At 69.5% G+C, this 16,438-nt stretch carries 22 protein-coding genes and 1 pseudogene; 11 read left to right on the top strand and 12 right to left on the bottom strand.

All coding sequences use genetic code 11. The features are described from left to right. Nucleotides 1–167: 167 nt before the first annotated feature. Both E1295_RS22160 and E1295_RS22155 read right to left on the bottom strand, forming a co-directional pair. Nucleotides 168–1,031: a TIGR03560 family F420-dependent LLM class oxidoreductase gene (locus E1295_RS22160; RefSeq protein ID WP_132632226.1), complete on the bottom strand. Its 864-nt coding sequence runs from the start codon at nt 1,029–1,031 to the stop codon at nt 168–170. A gap of 85 nt (nt 1,032–1,116) precedes the next feature. Beyond that, nucleotides 1,117–1,962 carry a CPBP family intramembrane glutamic endopeptidase gene (locus E1295_RS22155; protein WP_220448837.1) on the bottom strand — a complete coding sequence of 282 codons (846 nt, stop codon included), beginning with the start codon at nt 1,960–1,962 and terminating at the stop codon, nt 1,117–1,119. Nucleotides 1,963–2,007: 45 nt separating this feature from the next. On the opposite strand from E1295_RS22155, the gene E1295_RS22150 reads away from it, so the two are divergent. Beyond that, nucleotides 2,008–2,634, top strand: a complete 627-nt coding sequence (locus E1295_RS22150; protein ID WP_132632225.1) for a TetR/AcrR family transcriptional regulator — start codon at nt 2,008–2,010, stop codon at nt 2,632–2,634. A gap of 75 nt (nt 2,635–2,709) precedes the next feature. Here the strand turns inward: E1295_RS22150 and E1295_RS22145 are convergent, their stop codons facing one another. Next, on the bottom strand, nt 2,710–3,522 hold the full coding sequence (locus tag E1295_RS22145; RefSeq protein ID WP_220448836.1) for a GON domain-containing protein: 813 nt from the start codon (nt 3,520–3,522) through the stop codon (nt 2,710–2,712). Nucleotides 3,523–3,748: 226 nt separating this feature from the next. Continuing rightward, nucleotides 3,749–4,333, bottom strand: a complete 585-nt coding sequence (locus E1295_RS22140; protein WP_132632223.1) for a TetR/AcrR family transcriptional regulator — start codon at nt 4,331–4,333, stop codon at nt 3,749–3,751. Between the two features lie 113 nt (nt 4,334–4,446). Between E1295_RS22140 and E1295_RS22135 the strand changes: the two genes are divergently transcribed. Next, entirely contained in the window at nt 4,447–5,616 is a 1,170-nt protein-coding gene (locus tag E1295_RS22135; RefSeq protein ID WP_132632222.1) for a YbfB/YjiJ family MFS transporter, read from the top strand. Between the two features lie 46 nt (nt 5,617–5,662). On the opposite strand, the gene E1295_RS22130 is transcribed toward E1295_RS22135, so the two are convergent. The 3 genes from E1295_RS22130 to E1295_RS22120 form a co-directional block, all read right to left on the bottom strand. Further along, nucleotides 5,663–6,058: a hypothetical protein gene (locus E1295_RS22130; protein ID WP_132632221.1), complete on the bottom strand. Its 396-nt coding sequence runs from the start codon at nt 6,056–6,058 to the stop codon at nt 5,663–5,665. Between the two features lie 96 nt (nt 6,059–6,154). After that, on the bottom strand, nt 6,155–6,772 hold the full coding sequence (locus tag E1295_RS22125; protein ID WP_132632220.1) for a LysE family translocator: 618 nt from the start codon (nt 6,770–6,772) through the stop codon (nt 6,155–6,157). Beyond that, nucleotides 6,769–7,518 (bottom strand): phosphodiesterase, encoded by a 750-nt coding sequence (locus tag E1295_RS22120; protein ID WP_132632219.1) that lies wholly within the window; start codon nt 7,516–7,518, stop codon nt 6,769–6,771. Before E1295_RS22120 ends, E1295_RS22125 begins: the two co-directional genes overlap by 4 nt. A 90-nt stretch (nt 7,519–7,608) precedes the next feature. On the opposite strand from E1295_RS22120, the gene E1295_RS22115 reads away from it, so the two are divergent. Continuing rightward, nucleotides 7,609–8,226, top strand: a complete 618-nt coding sequence (locus E1295_RS22115; RefSeq protein WP_246080200.1) for an ABATE domain-containing protein — start codon at nt 7,609–7,611, stop codon at nt 8,224–8,226. Nucleotides 8,227–8,345: 119 nt separating this feature from the next. On the opposite strand, the gene E1295_RS51060 is transcribed toward E1295_RS22115, so the two are convergent. Together E1295_RS51060 and E1295_RS51055 are read right to left on the bottom strand one after the other, a co-directional pair. Further along, nucleotides 8,346–8,510, bottom strand: a complete 165-nt coding sequence (locus tag E1295_RS51060; protein ID WP_246080209.1) for a hypothetical protein — start codon at nt 8,508–8,510, stop codon at nt 8,346–8,348. A gap of 145 nt (nt 8,511–8,655) precedes the next feature. After that, nucleotides 8,656–8,778 (bottom strand): annotated as a pseudogene (locus E1295_RS51055) (nitroreductase/quinone reductase family protein); the annotation flags it as partial. Between the two features lie 146 nt (nt 8,779–8,924). On the opposite strand from E1295_RS51055, the gene E1295_RS22105 reads away from it, so the two are divergent. Together E1295_RS22105 and E1295_RS22100 are read left to right on the top strand one after the other, a co-directional pair. Beyond that, complete coding sequence (locus tag E1295_RS22105; RefSeq protein WP_132632218.1) at nt 8,925–9,263, top strand: Imm51 family immunity protein; 339 nt, start codon at nt 8,925–8,927, stop codon at nt 9,261–9,263. A gap of 611 nt (nt 9,264–9,874) precedes the next feature. After that, nucleotides 9,875–10,339, top strand: a complete 465-nt coding sequence (locus E1295_RS22100) for a hypothetical protein (RefSeq protein ID WP_166427359.1) — start codon at nt 9,875–9,877, stop codon at nt 10,337–10,339. A 51-nt stretch (nt 10,340–10,390) separates the two neighbouring features. Here the strand turns inward: E1295_RS22100 and E1295_RS22095 are convergent, their stop codons facing one another. Together E1295_RS22095 and E1295_RS22090 are read right to left on the bottom strand one after the other, a co-directional pair. Next, complete coding sequence (locus tag E1295_RS22095; protein ID WP_132632216.1) at nt 10,391–11,002, bottom strand: NADPH-dependent FMN reductase; 612 nt, start codon at nt 11,000–11,002, stop codon at nt 10,391–10,393. A gap of 68 nt (nt 11,003–11,070) precedes the next feature. Then, a complete protein-coding gene (locus E1295_RS22090; protein WP_132632215.1) occupies nt 11,071–11,364 on the bottom strand; it encodes a hypothetical protein in 294 nt (97 codons plus the stop codon). Nucleotides 11,365–11,490: 126 nt separating this feature from the next. Between E1295_RS22090 and E1295_RS22085 the strand changes: the two genes are divergently transcribed. Both E1295_RS22085 and E1295_RS22080 read left to right on the top strand, forming a co-directional pair. Further along, nucleotides 11,491–12,105, top strand: coding sequence for a TetR/AcrR family transcriptional regulator (locus E1295_RS22085; RefSeq protein WP_132632214.1), 615 nt, complete (start codon nt 11,491–11,493; stop codon nt 12,103–12,105). A 145-nt stretch (nt 12,106–12,250) separates the two neighbouring features. Beyond that, a complete protein-coding gene (locus tag E1295_RS22080; protein WP_166427358.1) occupies nt 12,251–13,675 on the top strand; it encodes an alpha/beta hydrolase in 1,425 nt (474 codons plus the stop codon). A 58-nt stretch (nt 13,676–13,733) separates the two neighbouring features. On the opposite strand, the gene E1295_RS51050 is transcribed toward E1295_RS22080, so the two are convergent. After that, nucleotides 13,734–14,222, bottom strand: coding sequence for an FtsX-like permease family protein (locus tag E1295_RS51050; RefSeq protein WP_425465359.1), 489 nt, complete (start codon nt 14,220–14,222; stop codon nt 13,734–13,736). A gap of 357 nt (nt 14,223–14,579) precedes the next feature. Here E1295_RS51050 and E1295_RS22065 point away from each other — a divergent pair, with 357 nt between their 5' ends. From E1295_RS22065 to E1295_RS48900, 4 genes are all read left to right on the top strand, one after another. Continuing rightward, nucleotides 14,580–14,819: a hypothetical protein gene (locus E1295_RS22065; RefSeq protein WP_132632212.1), complete on the top strand. Its 240-nt coding sequence runs from the start codon at nt 14,580–14,582 to the stop codon at nt 14,817–14,819. Between the two features lie 219 nt (nt 14,820–15,038). After that, nucleotides 15,039–15,575 (top strand): MauE/DoxX family redox-associated membrane protein, encoded by a 537-nt coding sequence (locus E1295_RS22060; RefSeq protein WP_132632211.1) that lies wholly within the window; start codon nt 15,039–15,041, stop codon nt 15,573–15,575. A gap of 15 nt (nt 15,576–15,590) precedes the next feature. Further along, the gene (locus E1295_RS22055) at nt 15,591–16,139 is read left to right on the top strand and encodes a peroxiredoxin family protein (protein WP_132632210.1); all 549 of its coding nucleotides are present in this window, start codon (nt 15,591–15,593) and stop codon (nt 16,137–16,139) included. A 154-nt stretch (nt 16,140–16,293) separates the two neighbouring features. Then, a complete protein-coding gene (locus tag E1295_RS48900) occupies nt 16,294–16,434 on the top strand; it encodes a hypothetical protein (RefSeq protein ID WP_166427356.1) in 141 nt (46 codons plus the stop codon). The last annotated feature ends 4 nt before the right edge of the window (nt 16,435–16,438 follow it).

The raw sequence follows: 16,438 nt of genomic DNA, 5'->3' as shown, positions 1-16,438 counted from the left end.
GAAACGGCCAGGCTGATCCGCTCACGCGGACCAGCTGTCACGGCACCGCTCGGGCCTGGAGGCCCTCCCGCGCTGTCGTTTCCTCCCGGGCGTAAACGCCCAGGGTTCCACGCCAGATTCGGCTGAACAAGCCGATCCGGGTTGGTGCGATACGACGAAGAGTACGCTCAGCGCCCCGGCGGGGTGATGCCGGCGATCTTCGTGGCCAGTTCGGCCAGGTGCGTCAGCCACCGGTCGTCGGCCGCGTCCGGCACGGCCACGATGACGTGGTCGATGCCCAGCCCGGCGAGTTCACCGCAGCGCTGCACGCTCTCCTCGACGCTCTGGCCGCCGGGGATGCGCATGTGGAGGGTCTTCTCGATCTCCTCGTAGGGCCGTCCCAGCCGCTCGCAGTGGGCCCGTAGGACGCCCAGCTTGTGCTGTACGTCCGCGCCGTAGAAGAGGTTGCACATGTCGGCGTACTGGGCGACGAGCCTGAGGGTCTTTCTCTCCCCGCTGCCGCCGATGAGGACGGGCGGGTTCGCCTGGGGCGCGTTGAGCGTGCGTCCCAGCCGGTAGTGGCGGCCCTCGTACGGCTCGTCCGTGTCGCTCGACATCTGCCGGACGATCCGCAGCGTCTCCTCCAACCGCTCGAACCGCTCCGCGAGCGGCGGGAACGGCAGGCCGAGCCCGCGTAACTCGGGTTCGTACCAGCCGGCGCCGATGCCGAGCACCGCCCGCCCGCCGGAGAGCGCGTCGAGGGTGCTGACCTGCTTCACCAGCAGGCCGGGCTCGCGGTGCAAGGGGCAGGTCACGAGCGCGCCGAGGCTCACCCGGTCGGTGAGGGCGGCGGCGTAGGACAACGCGCCGTACGCCTCCAGCATCGGATCCTCCACCGCGCCGAAGTTGGGGATCTGGAAAAGGTGGTCCATCACCCAGAAACTGCGCAAACCGGCCTGGTCGGCGCCCCGGGCGGCGGCGGCGAACCTGGAGGCGATGGCGGCGTCGCCACCGGGCCAGGTGAAACGAGGGCACGTCAGGCCGAGGTCCATGAGATCACTCCTTGATCAGGGCATGAAAAAACCCTCTCGCCTGGACGTGTTCAAGGCGAGAGGGCTTGCGTAGATTCCTATTATCTCACAACATTCCCAGCAGGATAGGAGCGGCGTTCACCGCGCCGTGGACGACCAGGAGGGGCCACATCAGGCGATAGCGGCTCCACAGGTAGCCCAGGAACAACCCCTGCACCCCTTGGTTGACGAACGCGGAGGCCAGGTCGCGCGGAAGGTCACCCGTGCCCTGGATGCCGATGTGCCAGGACGCCCAGAGCAGCGAGGACAGGACGATGGCGGGCCAGGGGCCGAGCAGATGTTCCCATCGGGTCTGCAGCCAGCGCCGGTAGAAGACCTCTTCGAGCAGGGCGTTGACGACGAATACCACGACCACGGTGACCACCAGGGTGAGGGGGTCGACGGTCGCCGCGAAGTCGCTGGCCGGCAGGGCCAGCGGGCCCGCGTAGGAGAGGACGAGCCAGGCGGCCACCGGCGCCGCGGGGCCGTAGCGCCGCCAGGCCGTCAACGGCTCGCGTACGAGGGTGACAGGGTCGCGCCTCGACCACCGGAACAGCACCGCGGGCACGGCCGACAGAAGCGCGAGCTTGAGCACCGTGTGCGTGGGTTCGCCGCCGCCCGACCACCGTAACGCCACGGCGAAGACCAGCGCCGCCACCAGCAGCACGCCCGCCTGAACCCGGACACCACGCCCTCCCGTCACCCCACCCGAGGGCTCCGTCCTGGGCGGCACCAGCCGTACGAGAGCCAGCCCGGCCAGCACCGGGATCCAGCGATGCCACATGGGCACGGTGTCGCCGTGGTCGGCGGAATAGCGGATGTCGGCGGCTCCGGTCAGCACCAGCCACAGCGCCGATCCGGCGATCAGGGCCAGGCCACCGCCCAGGACGGCATAGGAGAGCTTATTTCGCACGCTTGTACTGTATAGGAAACCGTACAGCTGTGCTGTAATAGGAGCATGCCGAAGATCGTCGACCACGAGCAGCGGCGCGAGGATATCGTCCGCGTGGTGTGGCAGGTCGTCAGCCGCGAGGGCATCGAAGGGGCCACCGTACGCAAGGTCGCCGAGGCGGCGGGCATCTCGGTCGGCGGCCTGCGCCACTACTTCGACAGCCAGCGCGGCCTGCTGCGCTTCGCGGCGGAGGCGGTCGCCAGAAGCGTCACGCGGCGCATTACCGCGCACTACCACGCGGACATGCCCGGCGAGCGCCGCGCCCTGCTCATGCTCGAAGAGCTGCTCCCCCTCGACGACGAGCGGCGGGTGGAGGTCGACGTCTGGCTGGCCTGCCTGCTGCGCTCCCACGTGGACGAGTCGCTGGCGCGGCTGCGCCACACGGGCTGGGCCGGCGAGCGCCACATCTGCCGCATCGCGGTCGCCTCCTGCCACGGCCTGCCACTGCCCGACCGGCCGGGCCAGGAGCTCCCGCGGGCCGATCTGGAGAATCAGGCCGGGCGGCTCCACGTGTTCATCGACGGCCTGACCCTGCACGCGGCGACCTACCCCGACAGGTTCACGCCGCAGTCCGTACGCCGGATGCTCCGCGACGAGCTGCGCCTGCTGACCGGGACGCCGGCGCCGGCGTGACCACGTCTCCGCAGACAGAAGGGCCCGGCTCCCCCCACCGGGAACCGGGCCTGCCGGATGCGCGAGCCGGACGGGTCAGCCCAGCGGACGGACCTGCCCGTCGGGGCCCAGCACCGCCACCGCCTTGTCGCCGTGCTGCACGATGACCCGGCCCTGGCTGCCCCGCCGCCGCACCTGCGTGGTGACGGGGGCGCCGTCGTTCAGGCGCACGCAGATCTGGTCGCGCGTGAACACCGTGCGCCTGCCCGAGCACCTCAGCTCGAGGTGAGGCGTGCCCGCCTGCGGGTTGAACGGGTTGTACATCACCGGGGCCGACGTGATCCAGCCGCAGTAACCGCCACCCTGCAGGGCGACCACCTGGTTGCGCGCGCTCGCGCTCGCCGACCCGGTGGGAGCGTTGCCGCCCGTGACGAAGGTGTCGGCCACGCGGAACGGCGTGCCCCGCAGGTCGATGTTCCCCCGGCCGTCGGCGCTGCCGGTGCACGCCATCGCGGCGCCGTACGGCATGCTCGTCACGGTCGTCGAGGCGTGGCGCAGCGAACCGGTGGACGACGCGAAGGTCAGGTCGCCGATGTCCACGGTCATGGTGCGGGGGTCGACGCGCAGCCGGGTGAAGGCCGTCCTGACGTTCGTGCCCGGCGAGGCGCCGCCCGCGGTGTACTGCGAATAATTGACGTCCTGGCCCGTTCTGGCGAGCGTGATGTATTCGGCGGGCGTGGTGGCCATGTTGTGGCAGTACGCCGTGAACACGTTTCCGTTGTTGATGAGCAGATAGGTGCCGTCCCTGGCGAGCGGAATCGTCCGGCGGACGTCCTGGCATGTGCTGAAGACGGGCAGGGCCGCGGCATGCGCGGGCACCTGGGCCGCCACCGGCAGGGCAGCGGCCATTACCGCCATAAATGCCGATATTCGGACGTGCTGTCGAGCCATGAGTATTTCCCCTCCAGCTGCGAACGGACCATTTGCGTTGGGGAGATTAACAAACACGTCATGGCCCGGACGGCGCCGATGGGCGCGCGTGGGACAATCAATGGTCAAAACCATTTGAGGCCGCACCGCGGTGGAAACGGGCATTCAACAAGAAATGCACCGGAGCGAAACCGGTTCGCGCGGCTCAGGCCCGGTGGGCCGACAGCAGAACGAGCGCGGCCTGCTTGGCGGCCTCGCCCGCGCCCGCCGCGTCGTGATGCGCGGCCACGACGGTCGCCCCCTCGACCAGCAGGAGCAGCTGACGCCCCAGAGCGGGTGGATCGGCGGCGCCGGCGCGGGCGGCGATGCCGGTCAGCAGTTCCAGGTGCCGGCCCAGGTGGCGGGCCGTGATCGCGCGTACGGCGGCTACGTGGTGTTGCGCGGCGGCGTTGAGCATCGCGCAACCGCGGAAGACCGGGTCGTCGTACCACCCCTGGAGGGCGTCGAACACGGCGGCGAGCTGGTCGGCGGGGTCGTCGCCCGCGGTGGCGGCGGCGTCGGCCAGCCAGCCCGCCACCCGCTCGCTGCGTGCCCGCAACATGGCCTCCACCAGGCCGTCCTTGGTGCCGAAGTGCCGGTAGAGCGTCTCCTTGGACACGCCGACGCGGGCGCACAGCTCGGCGACGCCGACACCGTCGAGTCCGCGCTCGTACAGCACCTCGGTGGCCTTGGCGAGGATGGCCGCCCGGGTGCGACCGGGGTCGATGGTCGAGCCTTTGGGTACGGGCATGCCATGAATCGTACCGAACGGTTCGTTCTGCTTGTTAGCATCGGGTTCGTACCGATCGGTTCGATCCGGAGAGACGCCATGACACCGCACAACACCGCCGAGAGCCGCGGCCGATGACGCATACGACGCCGCTGGCGGGGTCCGCGGCGGCGTGGCAGGCGGCCCGGCTGGCGCTCGGCACCGCCACGGCCCTCGGGCTCGCGCGCTTCGCCTACGGCCTGCTCGTGCCCGCCATGCGCGAGGATCTGCGCTGGACGTTGTCCGAGGCGGGGGCGATGAGCACCGCCAACGGGCTCGGCTACCTCCTCGGCGCCCTCGCGACCGCCGCGGTCGTACGCCGCTGGGGCACGGCCGCCGCCTTCCGCGTCGGCATGGCGATCACGGCCGCCTCGCTCGCCGCCACCGCCGCGAGCGAGGCCTACCTGTCGTTGCTCGTCGCACGTGCCGCCGCCGGGGTGGCGGGGGCGGTGGTGTTCGTCGCCGGCGGCGTGATCGCCTCACGGGTGGCCGCCCGCGCGGCCTCGGGCGCCCCCATCACCATCTACTTCGCCGGCACCGGGCTCGGCATCGTCGTCAGCGGCGTGGGCGTGCCCGTGCTGGGCGAGCACTGGCGCCTGGCCTGGATCGGCCTGGCCGCCGCCGCAGCGCTGGCGACCGTGGCGAGCTGGAGCGCGGCGCGTACGGACGAGGACGCGCGGGCTGCCACGGCGGGCCGGGCCCGGCTGCTCCCGCTGTGGGGACCCGCCCTGGCCTACCTGCTGTTCGCCGCGGGATACATCACCTACATCACGTTCCTGTCCGCGTACCTCGCCGACCAGCACGCCCCGCTCGGGCAGGTGGTGCTCACCTGGACGGCGCTGGGCCTGGCCGTCATCGCCGCGCCCGCACTCTGGAACGGCCCCACCGCCCGCTGGCCGGGCACCCGCGCCCTGGCCACCCTGCTCGCCCTCCTCGGCGGCGGCTCCGCGCTGGCGCTGGCGGCGCCCGCACCCCCGGTCATCCTCGCCTCCGCGATCGTCTACGGGGCGACCTTCATGGGCGTCCCCGCCGCGATCACCGCCCTCATCAAGGGCACCGTCCCCGCCGCCGACTGGACCGCCACGCTGGCGGCCTTCACCACGGTGTTCGCTGCGGGCCAGACCGCCGGGCCGTGGATCGCCGGTGTGGTCGCCGACCACACCTCGACGGAAGCGACCCTGGCATGGACCGCGATCCTGTGCGCCGCCGCCTCCGCCATCGCCGTCGCCACCGGCCGTACGCGCCCGGTCCCGGCGCGGCGCTGACCGCGGCGGCCTACCCAGCCTCGCGGCCGCTCAGGGTCGTCCGCGGTCAGTCGCAATACACGTTGGTCACGCCTTCGAGCGGATTGCCGCTGCCGACCTGCCCCGCGAAGCTGATGCACTTGCCCTTGGCGTTGACGCTCACCGGGCCGGCGTACGTCGTGAAGGAGCCTTTGTCCGTCTGGCTGCCCCCTCCGCTGGCGGAGATGTCCACCCTGATGTACTGCTTCTTGCCCGGCTTGTTCGTGTACGTCATCGCACAGTTCTTGCCGGTGGACGAGTTGTAGTAGACGGCGATGTAGCCGCCCGTGATCGACCAGTTGTCGAGATGAGTGCCCGAACACCCGGCCGCCGAGGCAGGGGCCGCGGTGCCGACCATGAGCCCCGCTCCCAGCAGCAAGGAGCCACCGAGGCCGAGTACCGTCCGCCACATAGCTTGCTTCATTTGTCCTCCTTAACACGACTTCCGGAGGACTATACCGATATGAACTGATCACCCCGCGACGGCGACCTGCTTACGAAGAACTCGGCGTGCTCCCGTCTAGGTCGTGGCGGCTCGGAGGCCGAGGACGACGAGCACCACCGCCGCCACCTTTCCGACCGCGCGTTTGAAGCGGGCTCTGTGCAGGAGGTGCGCCCCGCGGTGAACGAGGGCCGTCCAGGTCAGCAGCCACACCGCCACCAGCAGGGCGTGGGCGGTGGCCAGGGTGAGGATCTGCCCGCCGAGCTGCCGGCCGGGCGCGATGAACTGCGGGACCAGGGTCAGGTAGATCGAGGCCGCCTTGGGGTTGAGCAGGTTCGCGAGCAGGGCCTGGCTGAAGACGGAGCCGGTCCGTACGCGCTGGGTGGCCGGCGCGGCAGGCGGGGGGAGGGTCGTGGAGCGCCAGGTCCACACGCCCAGGCCGACCAGGTAAGCGGCGCCGAGCAGCTTGACGGCGGTGAAGGCCTGGCTGGAGTGCAGGACCAGCGTCGACAGACCGGCGGCGGCCAGGGTGGCGTGCGCGTACAGGCCGGTGACCGTACCGAGGACGACCGGGAACGCCTGGCCGCGGCCGCCCGCCGTGACGTGCTGGATCAGCAAGGTCAGGCTGGCGCCCGGGGTGGCGACGACGGGCAGGACTGCGAGGAGGAACCCGGCGACCGCGTACGGATGGATCACGCCTCCAGCACGACCCGGTAGTGGGTGGTCAGGCGCCGGTCGTCGTCCAGGACGTGGAAGGCCAGGGCGGGCGGTTGCTCGCGGTCGGCGGGCTGGTCGCCCTCCCACGGCAGGCGCAGGGTCCAGGTGACGGCCGGGGCCACGATCAGGGGGCGGCCGGCGAAGGTGGAGGCGGCCGCGGTGTGGGCGTGGCCGGTGAGTACGGCGACGACCTGGGGATGGGCGTCGAGCAGCGCGGCCAGGTCGCCGGTTCCCTCCAGCCGCTGGGAGTCGGGCAGCGGGTGGTGGAGCGCCACGGGCGGCTGGTGGAAGGCGATCAGCGCGGGCGTGCCGGGGGCGAGCCCGTCGAGCGTGGCGTGCATCCAGGCGAGGGTTTCGGCGTCGAGGCGGCCCTCGTCGCGGCCGGGAATGGTGGAGTCGCACATCAGGATGGCGGTGCCGCCGACGTGGTGCACCTGGTTGACCGGCCCGGAGCCGGACGGTTGCCGCAACAGCGCCTTGCGGTAGGCCGGGCGGGCGTCGTGGTTGCCCGGGCAGGTGAGCACGGGGAAGGGGGCGGCGAGAACCTGGGCGGCCTGGTCGTACTCGGCCTCCTCGCCGTGATCGGCGATGTCGCCGGTGACCAGTACGGCGTCGACCGGGCGGGGAAGGGCTCGCAGGTGGTCCATGACGCGGGTGGCGCGACGGAGCGCTCGGCCGGTGCCGTCGAGGTGCAGGTCGCTGATGTGAGCCAGCAACAACGTCATCGTGTCATCCCATTCTCTAACGGATAAACGCTTTTATCCGTTAGAGACGGTAGAGTACGCGAGAGCGAACCGGCAAGCTGGAGGGGTTGAGTGGAGCGCTGGCCGGCTTTGGCCCTGGCACTGGCACTGGCACTGGCGAGCACGATCCGCCATGACGGCGACGGCGGCGTCGCCGACGACCTGGCCACGCCGCGGAGCACGGCCCGCTGGATCCACCAGCAGGCCGAGCCGCTGACCGGGCTCGTCGACGTCGCGGGGCTCACGGTGGACGACGAGCTCACCCGCGAGATCGTCGAGCTGCGGCGGGCCGTACGAGCGTTGTTCGCGCAGGCGGTCAGCCCCGCGCCGCCGAGCCGGGCCGACGCCCACCGGCTGATGCCGGTCGAGCAGGCGCTGGCCCACCTCAACGCGGCGGCCGCCCGCGAGAGGATCGCCCCGCAACTGGACTGGCCCGCGGGGGCGGCACCTCGTACGGGGGTGTTGTCGGCCGAACCCGACGCCGGCGTCCGGCTGATCGCGGCCCTGGCCCGTGCCGCCATCGACTTCCTGAGCGGTCCGCACCGCGAGCACCTGCGAGCCTGCAACGCGCCGCGCTGCGTACGCTATTTCGTCAAGAGCCACGGGCGGCAGGAGTGGTGCAAGCCGTCCTGCGGCAACCGCGCCCGTGCGGCCCGCCACTACCAGCGCCGCCACGCCCCTGACGCCTGACTCCTGCGCGCTCCCGGCGTACCTGCATGGTGAGCTGTGCTCGCGCCGACGTCCGGCGTCAGGCGAGGTCGAGAACCGGGATCAACTGCTCCTCCTCATACGTCAGGTGCGCTTCGAGCTCATCGACGAGCCGCTCGACCTCGTCCCGCACCTTCAGCGGATCCGCGCCGGAAAGGGCCTGCTTCAGCTCCTCGCAGCAGTACGGCGATGCGCTCGTGCTCCCTGCCCAGCCGCTCCAAGGTCGGAGCGAGCGAGGGATGCCGCTCGGCCAGGCCGGGGAACATCATGGTGTCCTCGCCGGTGTGGTGATGGTGCAGCCCCTGGCAGACGGTCAGGCAGGTGATCCTGAGCTGCACGCCCAGGCCAGGCGGCGGAGGCGATGACCAGCATGCGCTCGCCGCCGTCGGGCAGGTAGCCGAGCGGGGTCGTGTGCGGCTTGCCCGAGCGGGCGCCCGTGGTGGTGAGCAGCAGCAGTCGCGCCCCCTCGAAAGAGCCACCGACCTGGCCGTTGCCGGCGCGGAACTCGTCGATGACCTGCTTGTTGACATCCATTCTTCTCCATCAGTGGTTTCTTGGTCGTGCCGTACTGGATGGAGAGGAAACGGCGGGCCGCGGGCCCACCCGGCGATCAAGCGTCAGCCTGAGCCGTCATCCCTGCGATGTCGCCGGTGCCCGCCGAAGGTGCGACAATCCACCAAATGAACCCGCTGAAACTGCTCGAAACCACGCCCGGGACGTTCTCGCTGCTGCTGGACGCAGGAACGACCCAGGTCGACGAACTCATCGAAGAGTCCGGTCACGAGCCGAACGGATACTTCTGGGAAGGCGTCGCACGTTTCCTCGTGAGCACGGAGGCGCCCACGCTCAAGGAACGATTCGAGTACGACTCGGAGGGGGGCATGTTCTGCGCCTGCGGTGACGACCGGGAGGCGCTGCAGGATCTGGCCGAGCTGATGAGCGCGGTCGCCACGGACGAGACCCGGCTGCGCGGGCTCATCGCAGCAGCCGAGGCCGCGGGTTTCGAGTTCGACGACTGATCCGCACACCATGACGCCCCTGAGGCCCTGCCAGGGCTCGGCGTCGTACCCGCCTCGCCCCATGGTGCGTCAGGGCTCCCAGATCTCGTGGAACGATGGCCACCCGTGAGGCAACTCGTCAGAGCGGTCTCCGACGACGGGGGAAGCCGGCGGTGCGTGGGAACGATCACGTCACGGTCTCACTCGTCGCAGTGATCGTGCCAGCCGTACTGCTCGCCAGGCTCGACAGGCTGCCGAAGGAGCCGCTGCTGTCGGCCTCCACCGGCTCCCCCGTGATGGACAGCACGGCTCCGGCAGGTCCGCCGCGGACAGAGACGACAGCCAGGCCGCCGCTCGAAACGCGCTTCGACCTTACGGAGGCGCGGTATCTCGACGGTATGCCGCGGGTGCGGGTCAATGTATCCGTCCGCCGTCGTCCGCCCACGGGTGACCAGCTATCTGTACCGCACCTTGCTGCGGAACATGACCGTGGCTAAGCTGCACGGGCGTAGTTGATCACGCCTTATGATCACCGCAGCCGCGCCTGGAAATGTCGGATCCAGCTGGACGTGGCTGATGAACCCGGGAGCCGGCCCATGCGGGGGATATCGCCGTCCAGCTTATGGGCCGCTGTGCTCGCCACGGCGGGATCCCTGATCCTTCTTGTGGCTTGTGCAGGAGCGGCCCAGCGCGTGATCAATGGCCAGGGACTGTTGCCATACGAGATGCTCGAAGTCGAACCAGGCGCACTTCGCGAGGTCAGCAGTATCGGTACGGTCGTTGCGCGGAACACCGTGCGTCTCCTCGATGACCACACCGTCCAAGTCATCAATCTTCTGATCATGGACGTCGGCGCTCCATCCTTCGGGAACGCTTCCGCCGCAGCTCGTACCGCTCTGGAAGGACGTGGCTGGGTGAGGTCAGGTTCGTCGTACGACGATCTCATCCACATGGAGTCGCCCCAATGGGCCTTCACATCCTTGACGATCACCCCCATCAGAAAGCTGGCGGGCTACGGCGCTGAGGTAGCCGATTCGGTCATGAAGTCACCGAAAGCGGATGCTTACCTGCTTATAGACGTGACGCCCTTCAGGTAGTCACCCGGCCAGACCCGCAGCGCCTCCGCCGCTCCCCCCGGCTGCTGGGCTCTACAGTGACCGCCCCGCCTCCTTCGATCGCGCGGCCTGCGCCACGAGCTCGTCAAGCATGAGGGCGGCCGACTTGGTCGGTACGGCGCTCGGCGTGAAGTCGGTGTGGTCCTGGAAGTCGTCGGCGAGGGTCAAGGCGACCGTCGTGGGTATGTCGACGACTTCCAGGTCGCCGAGGATCTGCCGCAGATGCTGGACGGCTCGGGTGCCGCCCTGGATGCCGTAGCCGACGAATGCCGCGGCCTTGCCGTTCCACTCGGCGTACAGGAAGTCGATGGCGTTCTTCAGCGCACCGGGAACCGAGGCGTTGTACTCCGGGGTGACGAAGACGTACGCGTCGAAGGCGCCGATCTTCTGTGCCCAGGCATGGGTGTGTGGGTGGCTGTACTGGCCGGCACGTGGCGGGACGGGCTCGTCCAGATGGGGCAGCGCGTAGTCGGCGATGTCCACGACCTCGAAGGTCGCGTCGTCGCGGGGGGCGGCGAGAGCGTGCACCCAAGCCGCGACGGCTTCGGCCTTGCGGCCCGGGCGGGTGCTGCCGACGATGATCGCCACCTTCGGTCTGCTGGTGGGCCGGGGCTTGGCGACGGGCGCTTGGATCGTGGGTCGCATGACGGGGCTGCCTTCCGGAACGTTCGTGTACGTGTCTGACGTGGGCCTCGAACCGTTGATCGGTGACGTCAAGGGAAGCGGTAGGCGCCCACTTCCTGCAGCACGGTGACGGCGGGAGGCTCGTCGCACCGCTCGTCCAGGGACGCCCGGTAGCGCTGGAAAGCCTCCACCTGCTGCAACACCCCGGGGCCTTCGGCCATCTCGGCCACGTCCACGAAGGTCACCCCGTCGTCGAGCTGGTAGGTGGCGTAGCGCAGGCCCTCCGGCCGAACCTCGTGCATGTCCTCGTAGACGGCACGCAGCAACTCCAGTTCGTGCTCCACCTGATCGGGCTTGATCCGCCAGCGGATCAACACGTGCATGACGGGCTCCTCGCATCAACGGTCGGGATCGGCTTGTCGCCGTCCTGCGGCGACCGTCTCCCCGATTTCACACGACAGCATGTATTTCAAAAAACGGCCTGTCAACTCAATGCTAGGATGAGGCCCATGGCCACCCGGAAGTACGAGCAGCGCCTCCGCGCAGAGGCGGCACAGGAGACCCGGCGCCGCATCCTCGACGCGGTCTACCAACGGCTGCGCGAAGCGCCATCGGAACCGGTCAGCATCGATCGCATCGCCCGCATGGCGCGCGTCGCGCGCCCCACCGTCTATCTCGTCTTCGGCTCACGCGCCGGGCTCTTCGACGCGGTTGGCGCGGACCTGCTGCAGCGCGGCGGCTTCGACCGCATGCTCCAGGCGTCGGCCCACCCCGACGCCCGCGAGGCGCTGCGCGGCTCGATCCACGCGATCGTCGAGATGTACGCGGCCCACCGGGACGTGCTGCGCGTGCTCGCGTCGATGGCTCTCCTGGACGCGGCCGCGGTGGGCGGCGCGGTGCAGCGGATGGAGCAAGGCCGCGCCGCCGGAATGGCCGAGCTGGCCACACACCTGGACGAGCAGGAGGTGCTGCGCCCTGACGTCACCGTCGACCAGGCCACCGACCTGCTCTGGCTGCTGACCGGCTTCGACAGCTTCGACCTGCTGCACACCGGCCGCGACCTGCCTCTCGACCAGACCGCGATGCTGCTCACCACCACCGCCGAACGAACCCTGTGCCGCTGACGACGACGTACAGGTGCGAACCTCCCCGGACGCCGCCGCCGCGGCGAGGTTCGAGCGGCAATTCGGATAGTTACGGGTGACTTATACGGATGGCCGCATACTTCTGTGGATCATCACGATCCCATGGAGCATCATGAAAAACCGCATGTTACTCGCAGCCGTCTCGTCCCTGGTCATCAGCCTGATCCCAGGAGGCGCCGTCGAAGCCGCCACCACCTCTCCGCGAGCGATCGCCTGGGCGCCGTGCCCCGAGGACACGACCGCCGAGTGCGGCACGCTGACGGTGCCCATCGACTGGGACACCCCTGACGGCGCCACCGTCGACCTGGCAGTGGCCAGGCGCAAAGCCGCCGACCCGGACGCCCGGATCGGCTCCTTGGTCGTCAACCCCGGTGGGCCAGGCAGCTCCGGTGTCGACTTCGTGGTGCACAACAGCAGGTACTTCAGCGCCGAGCTTCGCGGACGCTTCGACGTCGTCGGATTCGACCCACGCGGGGTGGGACGCAGTCACCCGGTGGTCTGCTCAGCCGCGCTCATGGGTGAACGTCCACACCCACTCCTCAAGAAGCAAGCGGACATGGACGCCTGGGTGTCGTTCAACCAGCGGCTGCGGGAGGACTGCCGGGCTCGCACTGGACCGCTGTACGACCACGTGAGCTCGCTGGACGTCGCGCGTGACGTGGAAGCTCTGCGAGCGGCGCTGGGCGACGACAAGCTCACTTATTACGGCGTCTCGCACGGCACCCTGATCGGCCAGGCATACGCCGAGCGCTTCCCCGGCAAGGTCAGGGCGCTCGCGCTCGACTCGAACTTCGACCACAGCGTGAACACCGCGAGCTATCTGAGCACTACGGCCGCCCAGACGGCGGGGGCGTTCGACCGATTCGTCAGCTGGTGCGAGGCAACGGCGTCGTGCGCGCTGCACGGCGAAGACGTCCGGGCATTCTGGAAGGGGCTTCTCGAGCGGGCCGACCGCGGGGAGCTCCACGAACCGGGCCGGCCGGACGTACCCCTGGGCGCCTACGAGCTCGTGGACACGGCTTTCGCCGGCCTCTACAACCCCAACTGGGCGGAACTCGCCGAGATGCTGGCGGCCATCGACGCCGGCGATCCGTACCCGGCTGCGAGAGCCGTGAAGGACGAGGAGGTGAAGGTCAGCACGCCGGTGTTCTGCCAGGACTTCCACCTGCCGGTCGCCGACTACACCGAGTACACCGCGTTTCTGCGCCGGCAGTCGGCACCGGCCAGGGACATGCGCTACAGCACGCCCGCGCTGGACCGGATCGCCAGCTGCCTGGGACAGCCGACGCCCATTCCCAACCCGCAACACCGGCTGCAGGTGGACGGCACCCCTCCCATCCTGCTGGCCTCCTCGCTGAACGACCCCGCCACCGGCTACGGGTGGACACAGAGCACGGCCGAGCAGATCGGCGCCGAGGCCCGCGTGGTCACGTACGAGGGATCGGGGCACGGCGTATACGGCCGGAACGCCTGCACCATCGGCACGATCGACCGCTACCTGATCTCGCAGTCGGTCCCGGCCGACGGGGTCCGCTGCCCGGAGGCGTGACGCTCCGCCCGGCCCTGGCAAGAATCCCGTCGACGTCAGTCCGGCCCTGCAGGAACGGTCAGTCATCGGACCGGAGCGAACCGCGCCGTGCCTTCCGCGTTGAGGCCAGCGCTCCGGCCAGGCCGCTCACGGCGCAGACCAGCACCAGCCCTGCGTACTGCGGCACGGAGTAGACGAACGACGGCTGGCCGGTTGCGGCCTTGCCGAGTGCGGTGAGTGATGCGGCGGCGATGCCTGTTCCGAGCAGCGTCCCGGTGCACGTCACGGTCAACGTCTTCCAGCACACCATCCTGGTGAGCTGCCGCGGCTTGGTCCCCAAGGTGCGCAGTAGCCGGATCTCCTCCGCCCGCTCGGTCATCGTCATGGCCGTCGCGTTGAGCACCGAGATCACGGTGTAGACCACCGCCGACCCCACCAGCATGGGGGCCGCCCACGCCGACGGCCCGGTACGGACGACGCCCGCCGCCGCATCTGAGGTCGCCGCGGCGAACAGGCCGGCGATGCGAACCGGGCCCGCATCCGGCCCCGGTCCAGCCCCGACGCGCACTGCAGCAGTGTGCTTTTCCCCGATCCCGACGGGCCCATCACCGCAGTGAAACTGCCGCGCGGAAACCCGACGCTGACCTGGTTGAGCGCCGCCACCTCGGTAGCACCGTTCCCATATGTCCTGGTCACTCCGTCGGGAGGACCGCATGATCACACATGATCGGTAGTGTTCCGGTCGAGGTCCGTCATTGCCTATCAGGCATCACCCCGACGGCCCCTGAGGTTCCGCACGTCCCTGACGCCGGCCTGCGGGGGGTGAGCAGCGCACGTCGCACAACCCGGGCAACACCGCCGCCACACCCGGGCTGGATAGCGTCCGACGCAGAGAACAGCCACGCGTAGCAAGGAAGGAAACACCATGTCCATCGACACGGTTCAGGTGACCGACCCAACCGCGTTCGCCGAGTTCACGACGCCCGAGGTGCACGCTCTGGACACGAGACCGCAGGATCCGGCGAGCATCGCACTCATGGATGAGTTCGACCTCGACATCCTCGTGTCGTCGATGCCCGGCGAGATCAGGGACGGCGAGTGCGACAGGTGGTCGAACTGCGTGTGCATCAGCGTCTGCGCCACTCACCCCTGGAGTTGCGCCTGAGCATGGGGGCGGACGGACGGGCGACGGCCGGTTCCGAGCGACCTGCTCCCGAGGATGAGGCCGGTTTCCCGTAGCCGACTCACCACCGCCGGGCCGTCGACGATCGGGATCGTTTCGCATCGGATCTCGGCGGCTCGGGGGATTCCTTCCCGGACAGCGAAATCGCGTGCGAAAAGGCCCTTGGTGACTCGCACGACCTTCATCGCCGTGAGGACTCGGATGCTGTTCGCTTATATCGGATTCGGTTGCCGTGTATTGCTCGCCCTGGTTTTCCTCGCCGCCGCCGCGAGCAAGCTGCGCGGTCGACGTGGTTTCATCGAGTTCCGTGCCGCCGTAAGTGCGTTCGGCGTGAAACCGCGCTGGAGTTCCGCTGCCGCCGGTGCGGTGATCGCGTGCGAACTGGCCGCGGCGGCACTGATGCCGGCCGACGTCACCGCGCCCATGGGCTTGGGCATCGGAATCGCGCTGCTGATCGTCTTCTCGCTGGTGATCGGATCAGCGCTGCGGCGTGGCCTGTCGACGAGCTGCCGGTGCTTCGGCACGTCGACGCGGCCGCTCGGTGCGCGGCATCTGGTACGCAATGCGATCCTCCTGACGGTCGCCGGGGCGGGCCTGGCGGCAACCGTGCTGACCGGCCACATGGGGAGCGCCGGGTTGGATACGGCGGCCTTGTTCGTTTCCGGGTTCGCGGCCGTCGTCGCGGCGGCATTGGTCATCGCGTACGACGACCTCGTGGCCCTGGCTCTACTCCGTTGAAGGAGGAGCGTGTCGATGGATGGTGCAACGGTCGCCGCGATCGTCGTCGTCGGTGTGTTGGGCGGGCTCAACCTGCTGCTGGTGCTCCTCGCGCTGCGCCGGCTGCGCGAGTACACCGCCAAATGGGAGCAGGCGGGTCTCGACCAGCTCTTGGAGCGCAAGTCCGCACCCAAGGCCGGAGACCGCGTCACCGACTTCACCGCGACCACGATCGACGGCGGGACGGTGTCCCTGCGCGACCTGAAGGGCCCGCTTCTCGCCGCGTTCTTCTCCGCGGGATGTTCTTCCTGCCGCGAGGTGCTGCCCCGCTTCGTCGAGTACGGCAAGGCGCTGTCAGGTGGACGGGAGCAGGTCCTGGCGGTGGTCGCCGGATCGGCCGAGCAGGGCGCGGACATCGTCGAAGCCGTGCGAAAGGTCGCCCGAGTGGTCGTCGAGCCGCAGACGGGCCCGGTGTCGCAGGCGTTCAATGTGCGGAAGTGGCCCACCTTCGTCGTGCTCGACCGGGACGGCACGGTCAGGAAGAGCGCGGGCGATCTGCGCGAGGTCACGCCGGCCAGGCCCTGAATGCCCACGCATTCCATTTCATCAGCGGGCTGCCTCACTTCGGCATCACGCTCGATTCGGAGGGGTGCGAAATATGAGGCAGATCCTGTGCGGCTTTGAGGATGGCCGGCCTTTTACTGATGTCGATGGTTCTCACCCGGGAATGGAGTCTCTCATGAAGCTCTTCGCACGGTTCCTTACCGCCACCGCCGTGGCTGGACTGGCGCTCGCCGGAGCGTCGTACACGAGCGTGGCCGGCGCCTCGACCGGGGCCCCGGCCAGTGGCATCTTCGACCACGACTGCTGCAACAACTGACCGG

This window comes from Nonomuraea mesophila (genome assembly GCF_004352805.1).
In the GTDB taxonomy this organism is placed as follows: Bacteria; Actinomycetota; Actinomycetes; order Streptosporangiales; family Streptosporangiaceae; genus Nonomuraea; species Nonomuraea longispora.
The sequence above is the reverse complement of the archived record's forward strand: the minus strand, read 5'-3'. Positions and strand labels throughout refer to the sequence as shown.

Coding starts and splice junctions, on each gene's coding strand:
- E1295_RS22160 (WP_132632226.1), bottom strand. CDS start 1,031: ATGGACCTCGGCCTGACGTGCCCTCGTTTCACCTGGCCCGGTGGCGAC.
- E1295_RS22150 (WP_132632225.1), top strand. CDS start 2,008: ATGCCGAAGATCGTCGACCACGAGCAGCGGCGCGAGGATATCGTCCGC.
- E1295_RS22145 (WP_220448836.1), bottom strand. CDS start 3,522: ATGGCCGCTGCCCTGCCGGTGGCGGCCCAGGTGCCCGCGCATGCCGCG.
- E1295_RS22140 (WP_132632223.1), bottom strand. CDS start 4,333: ATGCCCGTACCCAAAGGCTCGACCATCGACCCCGGTCGCACCCGGGCG.
- E1295_RS22135 (WP_132632222.1), top strand. CDS start 4,447: ATGACGCATACGACGCCGCTGGCGGGGTCCGCGGCGGCGTGGCAGGCG.
- E1295_RS22130 (WP_132632221.1), bottom strand. CDS start 6,058: ATGAAGCAAGCTATGTGGCGGACGGTACTCGGCCTCGGTGGCTCCTTG.
- E1295_RS22120 (WP_132632219.1), bottom strand. CDS start 7,518: ATGACGTTGTTGCTGGCTCACATCAGCGACCTGCACCTCGACGGCACC.
- E1295_RS51060 (WP_246080209.1), bottom strand. CDS start 8,510: ATGTTCCCCGGCCTGGCCGAGCGGCATCCCTCGCTCGCTCCGACCTTG.
- E1295_RS22105 (WP_132632218.1), top strand. CDS start 8,925: ATGAACCCGCTGAAACTGCTCGAAACCACGCCCGGGACGTTCTCGCTG.
- E1295_RS22095 (WP_132632216.1), bottom strand. CDS start 11,002: ATGCGACCCACGATCCAAGCGCCCGTCGCCAAGCCCCGGCCCACCAGC.
- E1295_RS22090 (WP_132632215.1), bottom strand. CDS start 11,364: ATGCACGTGTTGATCCGCTGGCGGATCAAGCCCGATCAGGTGGAGCAC.
- E1295_RS22085 (WP_132632214.1), top strand. CDS start 11,491: ATGGCCACCCGGAAGTACGAGCAGCGCCTCCGCGCAGAGGCGGCACAG.
- E1295_RS22080 (WP_166427358.1), top strand. CDS start 12,251: ATGTTACTCGCAGCCGTCTCGTCCCTGGTCATCAGCCTGATCCCAGGA.
- E1295_RS22065 (WP_132632212.1), top strand. CDS start 14,580: ATGTCCATCGACACGGTTCAGGTGACCGACCCAACCGCGTTCGCCGAG.
- E1295_RS22060 (WP_132632211.1), top strand. CDS start 15,039: ATGCTGTTCGCTTATATCGGATTCGGTTGCCGTGTATTGCTCGCCCTG.
- E1295_RS22055 (WP_132632210.1), top strand. CDS start 15,591: ATGGATGGTGCAACGGTCGCCGCGATCGTCGTCGTCGGTGTGTTGGGC.
- E1295_RS48900 (WP_166427356.1), top strand. CDS start 16,294: ATGAAGCTCTTCGCACGGTTCCTTACCGCCACCGCCGTGGCTGGACTG.